Source organism: Wolbachia endosymbiont of Drosophila bicornuta (assembly GCF_028982105.1).
Classification (GTDB): domain Bacteria; phylum Pseudomonadota; class Alphaproteobacteria; order Rickettsiales; family Anaplasmataceae; genus Wolbachia; species Wolbachia pipientis.
This window is the reverse complement of the sequence record NZ_JAPQLF010000042.1, coordinates 1-8,500: the sequence shown is the minus strand read 5'-3', so window position 1 is coordinate 8,500 and position 8,500 is coordinate 1. Positions and strand designations below refer to the sequence as shown.

The window sequence follows — 8,500 nt, the reverse complement described above, 5'->3', positions numbered from 1 at the left end:
TATTATGTGCACCAAAATTACAACTTTATCGCTATAAATATTGTTGCCACCTGGTATTTTTGGACCATTCTCGTACCACTTTTCTATGGCTTCGTTGATATAATGAAAAATATTTCCTCTTTTTTCTAGAAATTTGTTATATTCGCTATGGTTACTGACCCTCATTTTTTGTGGCATATTTTTTCTTTCAAGGTTAAATGGCTATTTTATAATGAATTTTGTCAGTAGCCACCAGATTTTTTCAGTTGCTATGCAACAAAGCCCACTGGAATCCAGCCTTTTTTTAATCATTAAAACGTTGTATTTTAACATAAAACGGCTACTTTTATGCTTACCAAATTAATAAAATTCCTGGATCCCAGTGTCTGGGCACTGGGATGACATCCTTGCTAGTGAAGATTGCTCTCAAATCGCAATGTTCGTACAGTTGTGTGTCTGGGCACTGGATGCGTTTGAAGCAACTTATAAGATTTTTGACTATATATCATCAAGTATAGCGTGATTAACTTCGACTTTATACTTTGATTCCAGATAGCTAATTAATTGCTCTTTTAGCGATATCATCACACGTTTTCCAGTGTCAAGCATGTTTAATTTGCCATTTGATGAATGCATTTCTTTTAGAACACCTATTATAATTTCATTATTGTATTGAATAGGATCTGTCACTGAACCAGTTGTTTTCATATTGAAAATCTCTTCTACAAAAGAAAAGGGGTAGTTTTGTTGATCCACTTTATTGAGGTGCATCTGCTGACCTTTAACTAATTCCACACCTTGAATTTCTTCCAAATCTGTTTTTTCTCTTAGTTGAACTGCAACCTCTTGCCCGAATTTAAACATTCTTTCTTTTATAAACTCACTACGCCAAAGCTCTACCGCTAATGCCATGCCTTCTTCAAAACTTTGTGATTTAGGTGGAACGATATCGATGATTTTTACACTAACAACAGCGTCCCCAACGCCCTTAAAATAACCTTTCTGATCCTTTTCTCGCGAAAAAATGAAAGAAATCAAATCACCAGAATCTCCTACGTTATTACCGCTTTGATCTTTTCCACTCGCATCTACTGGACCAATAGTTTGTATAGGTAAATTATATTCACTCAATATTTCTTCAATTTCTGAACCATTGTATATCTTATAGTTCACTTGGTTTATAAAATCATTGACTCTTTCAAAAGACTTTTGGTTAGTTAGAACTGACTTTATGTCTTTTTTTAAATCAACTAAGTCTTCATCAGAGATTTGATGCGCACTTTCCACTTTTACTATGTGCCAACCAAAACTGCTTGCTAAAACTTCACTTACTTCACCTACTTTAAGAGCAAACACCTTCTCTCTCACGTCTTCTGGTAAAAAATCCTTAGTTATATTATTTACTCTAGTTTCCTCAAGTTTTGCTTTGCCAAACTCTTCTACTATCTGTTCAAAGCTTGTTTTACCATCCTCAAATGCTCTTCTTGCTGTCTCAGCTTCTTCTTTGGTAGAAAATATTGCATTGAATATATCTCTTTGATTTTTAAGTTCTTGTTGTTCTATTATACCATCAACTTCTTGATCTGAGATCTTGATTTGATCTTCAAAATACTTTTGGCCTAGGGAAATATATTGCGCAGTTCGATACTCAGGATAATAAAAATGGGATTTATTTCTTTCGTACAAATCAAGTAAGGCTTGATCATCTGGTTCAGGAATGTTTGTAACTGCATCTTCAGTTATTTTAACAATATCAACTACTCTAGTTTGGTAGCGACTTTTGTATATCTGCTCATCAATTTTCTCGCCAAAAGTTACTGGATAATTATCTTTAAATAATGAAGTCATGAACATCATTGCAGGCAGGACTTTCTCTAGCTTTGCTATATACTCTTTCTCTGTCATATGCAGGTCATTTAGCGTTTCATAGAATTTATTTTTGTCAAATTCACCTTTATCATTTTGAAAGTATTTGGTGTTTTTAATATGGTTTTTTATAGATTCTTCTCCAACTGTCAACCCCAGCTCACTAGTTAGGTTAAACAATAGTTTTTGCTCTATAAGTGCGTTAAGCAAATCATATTTCAGCTTTTTTACTTGTTCTCTACTCGCATCAGATCCAGAAATTTGTTTTCCATAATTTTGATATAGCGACTTATACTCATCTGACGTTATAACTTCTTTTCCAACCCTAGCTACCTCTTCTTTTTCATCATCACCTGATAAAAGGTTGCCAACTCCCACAAAGATTAACAAGCAAGCTAAAAGGACAACGGTTATTTTAGTGAAAAAATTTTTAACATTCATTTTATAGCTCTTTTTACAATAATCCGAACAGATCATAATATGCTACTGCTCTACCATAGCCATAAGCACATATCTTATCCTATTCGGACTATTGCGAGAAGTGCTATAAACTCAGTTAATTAATAGTTAATTATAGAATAGTGATAATTTAATACTTGTAAACCTGTTGCTTTATTAGATAATATATATAATATATTAACTTAAAATTTAACTCTCTAATCTTAAATAGGAACATATGTTTAACTGAGTTATACTATACCTTAGAAAGGGGAAATATTTTGTTTGAAATATGCTTAAAGGTAAGCGCATTTAATTAACTTAAGAGGTGGGAAGTGACAAACAAAAAGTTATTGAATGACAAAATTAATGCTTTTTTAGTTTTAATAGTTTATATTTTAGCTCTGTATAACAGTAAGGGATACTTTAAATGGGAGATGCTTTTTTGATGTCAATGGAATCTTCTAAGGGCAATAACGATAGAAATAAACAGTTTCTAGTGCAAATAGCTGCTTGGTTAGTAGACAACACTGGTTTAACTTTTAATCAAATAGCACAATGTTGCAGATTGGCCCTTGAAGAAGTACAAGACATAGCTGATGAGGAAATAGAAGTAGAAAAATATAACCCTATTATTTCTGGAATAATTACTGAAAAAGAAATCGATGATTGCAAAAAAAATCCAAATCGTGTACCAAATTTGATTATAAAAAATATAAAAAAAAGGAGTAAAGCGATTGGTAGCATTCTTGGCTTTGCCTCTACGGCAAGACGTAGAGATAAACCTGATGCGATTTATTATTTAGTAAAAAAATTTCCTATCTTGGACAATAACGTTATAGCTAAATTAATTAGTACAACAAATTACACAGTTGAGCAGGTAAGAGATGGATCTCATCATAACATGCAAAATATAAAACCCCAAGATCCTGTACTACTCGGCTTATGTAGTCAAGAAAATTTAGAAGCAGAAGTGGAAAAAGCAAAAGTAGAAGAGGAGAAGCAAGAAAGGTTAAAAAAATATAAAGAATAGCTATTGAAAATCCTCAAATTTTTGTGTTTTGTTAACATTAAATTAACTTGACTTGCTAGTGTTTATTAGTATAATGTAAGTAAAGTACGGGGTTTAATGATAATTAAGCTTAATACGCACTGAAACTAACTCAGCCTAATTTATTATCTTATAGTCACATTTTAGGTTAGTAAGCATCAATTAAAATTTTTGGAGGATTATGACAACAATCAATGAAGATGTTTTGGCAAAAGGAAAGGTTACAGCTCAACCTGAAAAAAGTGAGCAAATTTACAATAACGATACAGTAAAACAGATGGTCAATGAAGGTACTGAGAAAAACAGAAAAACATTAGATCTGAGCGAATTAAAAGAGAAAACAGCAGAAGAATTGTTAGAGTTAGCTGAAGAAAGAAAAATTTCAACTAACGGTAAAAGCAATGGTAGAATGCTAAAGCAGGAAATAATATTCAGCTTAATGAAAAAAATGAGTGAAGAAGGAGGCATAACCACAGGGAGTGGAATAGTGGAAATATTGCCTGATGGTTTTGGTTTCTTACGTTCAGCAAGTGCAAATTATGCCCCAAGTACCGATGATGTTTATATTTCTAACGGGCAAATAAAGAAGTTTAATTTACGTACAGGAGATATGGCATATGGAGAAATAAGGCCACCTGGTGATAAAGAGAGATATTTTACTTTAACTAAGGTTCAAAGTATAAACTCTACTGAAGTAAGTGAATTAAGAAAGTACGTCCATTTTGATAATTTGCTTCCTCTTTATCCTGAGGAAAGCATAGTACTTGAGTGTAATAATGGTGATGATAAAAAAGGCTTAAGCATGCGTGCTATAGATATAGTAGCTCCTCTTGGAAAAGGGCAAAGAGCGTTAGTAGTTGCTCCACCTCGCACAGGAAAAACAGTATTGCTTCAGCAAATGGCTAACTCTATAGCTATAAATCACCATGAAGTAGAATTAATAGTGTTACTTATAGATGAAAGACCTGAAGAAGTAACAGATATGATACGTTCTGTAAAAGGTGAGGTAGTAAGTTCTACATTCGATGAGCCTGCTTACCGTCACGTACAGCTTGCTGAAATAGTAATAGAAAAAGCTAAAAGAATGGTTGAGCATAAAAAAGATGTGGTAATTCTACTTGACAATATTACTAGACTTGCACGTGCTTATAATGCGGTTATTCCTTCGTCTGGGAAAGTTCTAACTGGTGGTGTAGATTCAAACGCACTGCAGAGACCAAAACGCTTTTTTGGAGCAGCTCGTAATATTGAGAATGGGGGTTCTTTAACTATAATCGCCACAGCTCTTATAGAGACTGGTTCAAAAATGGATGAAGTTATTTTTGAAGAGTTTAAAGGTACAGGAAATGCTGAGATCATACTTGATAGAAAACTTTCTGATAAACGTATATTTCCAGCTATTGATATTACAAAATCCGGAACAAGGAAGGAAGAGCTATTAGTTGATAGGGCTATACTAAATAAAATATGGGTGGTGCGTAGGATACTCAATCCTATGGGACCCGTTGAAGCAATGGAATTTTTACGTGACAAACTACTTTTAACAAAGAGCAATGCTGACTTTTTTAACTCCATGAATCACTAAAAGTAAGCCAGTTATGATGGATATGCTGAGCAAAAAGTAAAACGCTCTTATAGCTAAAATAATTTGGATTTACCAAAATATATTTATAGTTAAGTTGGCAATTTACCTTAAGTTAGCGCGTGACACTGGAATGACACCCTTGGTGGCAGACAGCTAAAGGAAAATATCAACTAGGTTTATAATCTATCACTACCGTGTTTGCAATTTTGTCGTGAAAAGCTTGTTTATGTTCATCACCTACTGCACATACTAAAACTAAGATTAGTATAGCTAAGAATAAAATGGGATTACAAAGTGATATGCAATAAATTATAAAAAGAGCTATAGTCCTTTTCATTGCTTGCATTGTAGTGATTGACTCAAATGTATCTTTGTCTTTTACACGCATGCTAAATAACAAGTGTCCTGGAGTGCCGCCAAATTTTACTAGCATGAATATATGAAATATACATGGTATCATTAAAAATAAAGAAAATACAATCGTGGTGATTACAATTATTGCACCAATGATCCCTTGTATTGCGTGTGTAAGTGAGAAACCCACCGCAATTAAACCAAATGGTATTGCGATAAATAAAATACAATCAACTATAAATGCTAGAGTACGTCTTGTCATCGTTGAGTAGTTTACTTTTTTATCCACGTACTACCTATAAAGAAAAATATCAACTAGATTTATAGTCTATCACTACTGTTTTTGCAATTTTATCGTAAAAAGTCTGTTTGCGTTGATCAAATACTGCAAACAAAAATAAAATTAGCACAATTAAAAGATATAGAAAAGTATAACCATGATAATGCAGATGAAGCAAAAAGCGAAAAATAATCCAGATGCTTCCCTTAGAAATACATCTTATTGTTGCTTGCATAAGGGTAACATTTGTAAATGTATTAGCATCTTTAATATGCATACCACACAATAGTTTTCCTGGGGTACCACCAAGTTTTGTTACCATTAATATTTTGGATATTGTTAGTACTAATGTTGCGACCACTGTAGAAACTATAAATGGTATTTCTGTTGCTAGTTGTGCAAGTTCCTGAAAAGAGTCTTTATCTTGATCTTGTAATGATACGATGAATACACCATAGATAAAACCGAAGATAAAATGAGGGGAAAATATGATGAGGTCAAGTGTTTCTGCTACAATACGCCTTGTAAATCCTACATAATTTACTTTAACATTTATTTCAGTATTCGTAACCCCACCTATATTTCATAATATCATCATATGATATAAAAATACGTTACTAAATAACCGTAAATATACTAACTTGGGTAATATTAGCTACTTGTGCCACTCTATTATTTAAATTAATATTAAATCATTTATAACTAGGGAAGTTATGTCAACACTAATCACAGTTGCATATGGCGACGGTATCGGACCAGAAATCATGGAAGCGGTGCTGTCGATATTGTGCGAAGCAGAAGCGGAAATCTCAATAGATATTATTGAAATAGGGGAGCGTGTTTACAGTAAAGAATGGTCTCACGGAATTTCTCCAAGTGGTTGGGAATCAATTGAAAGGACAAAAATATTATTAAAATCTCCGACAACAACTCCTCAAGGTAAAGGGCACAAAAGCTTAAACGTTGCACTCAGAAAAAATCTAGGGTTGTATGCAAATATCAGACCATGCATTTCATATCATCCTGTTATAGAAAATAAATTCGATAAGTTTGATATCGTAGTGATACGTGAAAATGAAGAGGACGTTTACACCGGAATAGAGCATAGGCTCACTGGTGACTCTTACCAATGCACTAAAATTATTACTAGATCTGGCTCAGAGAAGATATGCAGGTACGCTTTTGAATATGCAAACAAACACAACAGAAAAAAAGTAACTTGCCTGACTAAAGATAACATCATGAAAATGACTGACGGAACTTTCCATGCCGCGTTTGATCGCATTGCAAAGGAATACCAAGATATAAAGGCAGAACATTATATAGTTGATATTGGAATGGCGCGTGTTGCAACAGAACCGGAGAATTTTGATGTTATAGTAACCGAGAACTTATATGGCGACATATTATCAGATATAGTCGCACAAACCTCTGGATCTGTGGGGCTTGCCGGAAGTAGCAACATCGGGAATGAATACGCAATGTTTGAAGCAGTGCACGGTTCTGCCCCTGATATTGCAGGAAAAAACATAGCCAATCCTTCTGGTCTTTTAAATGCTGCAGTGCATATGCTAATTTACATAGGTCAAGTGGGTACTGCAAAACTAATCTACGACGCATGGCTCAAGACTTTGGAGGATGGAGTACACACTGCCGATTTATATAAGGAGAAAAGAAGTAAACAGAAAGTTGGTACCAAAGAATTTGCAGAAGCTGTTATAGATAATTTAGGAAAGAAACCTGCTGAGCTTATAATTGGCAGTGGTTCGGATAGTAAAATAAATAAAGTACAAGACAATTACGAACAAGATTACAAAGTTAAAAAGCTAGTGGGTAGTGATATAACTCTCGCTTGGGACAAATCCAGTAATGTTGATCAAATAGTAGGATTATTTGAATCAAGTAATCTGCAAATGATAGCAATATACTCAAAAGGACTTGCGATTTGGCCAGGAAACTCAAAACCTTCAAGTGACCAAATAACCTATAGGTTTATCGCAAATAATGAAAAGCAAGCTATTACAAATAGTGATGTAAATAACTTGCTAATCAAACTCGAAGAACACAATTTTGACGTGGTGAGAATGGACAAATTGTATTTGTATGATGGGAAAGAGGGGTTTTTCTCTTAATGATCGTTTGACATTCTTATGATTGCATAAAACATTTAAATAGATTATACTAGAGATATAATTTATTTATGTGAGATGTAGTAATGGGTCAACATTTTAAGTTATAGCACTTCTCGCAATAGTCCGAATAGGACAAGATATGTGCTTATGGCTATGGTAGAGCAGTAGCATATTATGATCTGTTCGGATTATTGTAAAAAGAGCTATAACTGGTCAGGAGTTTTGTGATAATGCTGATCTGTTCAACGTATTGGAAATAGAAGCTAAGCAAGTTATAGGTAAGGATCATCAAGAGCTTAGTAGCGTTTTAAAAAAACAATATAGAAAATTGATTCTTGTACACCACCCTGATAAAGGTGGAAATGAAGAAAGATTTAAAAATCTTGACGAAGCTTGTAAAGAATTAAATGCATATATTGAACCTTTAAAGTCAGGGGACCGTTGTGTTAAAATTAGCGTTGATGCTGAAAGTGATGGGCATTTAACAGCGCGTGAATTCTATTATAGGAAGAAATTATTTGAAAAATTGAATATCACTGAAGAGGAAGTTAGAGGAAGGAATTTTGCTGAGCTTGCTTCTATACTTGAAAAAAAAAGCAGCTCGCTAATACAGGATCTGCAACACCAAAATAAATTAATCCATTATATAAATTCTTGGACAAGATATAGCTCACTTTTCGATGATAAAGTCAAAGAGCTGAGAAATGAGCTTGACGAACACTTGCTTAAACCTAACATACAATTATTTAGTTATAGCACTTCTCGCAATAGTCCGAATAGGATAAGATATGTGCTTATGGCTATGGTAGAGCAGT

7 protein-coding genes and 1 pseudogene are annotated in these 8,500 nt (G+C 33.7%); 4 read left to right on the top strand and 4 right to left on the bottom strand.

What is annotated here, in order from left to right; genetic code table 11:
* Nucleotides 1–177 (bottom strand): annotated as a pseudogene (locus OZD68_RS06700) (IS5 family transposase); the annotation flags it as partial.
* Nucleotides 178–477: 300 nt separating this feature from the next.
* Nucleotides 478–2,286, bottom strand: a complete 1,809-nt coding sequence (locus tag OZD68_RS00615; protein ID WP_182309563.1) for a peptidylprolyl isomerase — start codon at nucleotides 2,284–2,286, stop codon at nucleotides 478–480.
* Nucleotides 2,287–2,713: 427 nt separating this feature from the next.
* On the opposite strand from OZD68_RS00615, the gene OZD68_RS00610 reads away from it, so the two are divergent.
* Nucleotides 2,714–3,316 carry a cell cycle transcriptional regulator TrcR gene (locus tag OZD68_RS00610; protein WP_010082495.1) on the top strand — a complete coding sequence of 201 codons (603 nt, stop codon included), beginning with the start codon at nucleotides 2,714–2,716 and terminating at the stop codon, nucleotides 3,314–3,316.
* A 199-nt stretch (nucleotides 3,317–3,515) separates the two neighbouring features.
* Entirely contained in the window at nucleotides 3,516–4,919 is a 1,404-nt protein-coding gene (gene rho / locus OZD68_RS00605) for a transcription termination factor Rho (protein ID WP_182309548.1), read from the top strand.
* A gap of 166 nt (nucleotides 4,920–5,085) precedes the next feature.
* Here the strand turns inward: rho and OZD68_RS00600 are convergent, their stop codons facing one another.
* Nucleotides 5,086–5,562: an RDD family protein gene (locus OZD68_RS00600; RefSeq protein ID WP_182309547.1), complete on the bottom strand. Its 477-nt coding sequence runs from the start codon at nucleotides 5,560–5,562 to the stop codon at nucleotides 5,086–5,088.
* Nucleotides 5,563–5,584: 22 nt separating this feature from the next.
* Complete coding sequence (locus tag OZD68_RS00595; RefSeq protein ID WP_275008727.1) at nucleotides 5,585–6,043, bottom strand: RDD family protein; 459 nt, start codon at nucleotides 6,041–6,043, stop codon at nucleotides 5,585–5,587.
* A 223-nt stretch (nucleotides 6,044–6,266) separates the two neighbouring features.
* Here OZD68_RS00595 and icd point away from each other — a divergent pair, with 223 nt between their 5' ends.
* Entirely contained in the window at nucleotides 6,267–7,685 is a 1,419-nt protein-coding gene (gene icd / locus OZD68_RS00590; RefSeq protein WP_182309546.1) for an isocitrate dehydrogenase, read from the top strand.
* 250 nt (nucleotides 7,686–7,935) lie between these two features.
* A partial coding sequence (locus OZD68_RS00585) for a DnaJ domain-containing protein (protein WP_182309545.1) occupies nucleotides 7,936–8,500 on the top strand: 565 nt, incomplete at its 3' end.

Coding starts and splice junctions, on each gene's coding strand:
- OZD68_RS00615 (WP_182309563.1), bottom strand. CDS start 2,286: ATGAATGTTAAAAATTTTTTCACTAAAATAACCGTTGTCCTTTTAGCT.
- OZD68_RS00610 (WP_010082495.1), top strand. CDS start 2,714: ATGGGAGATGCTTTTTTGATGTCAATGGAATCTTCTAAGGGCAATAAC.
- rho (WP_182309548.1), top strand. CDS start 3,516: ATGACAACAATCAATGAAGATGTTTTGGCAAAAGGAAAGGTTACAGCT.
- icd (WP_182309546.1), top strand. CDS start 6,267: ATGTCAACACTAATCACAGTTGCATATGGCGACGGTATCGGACCAGAA.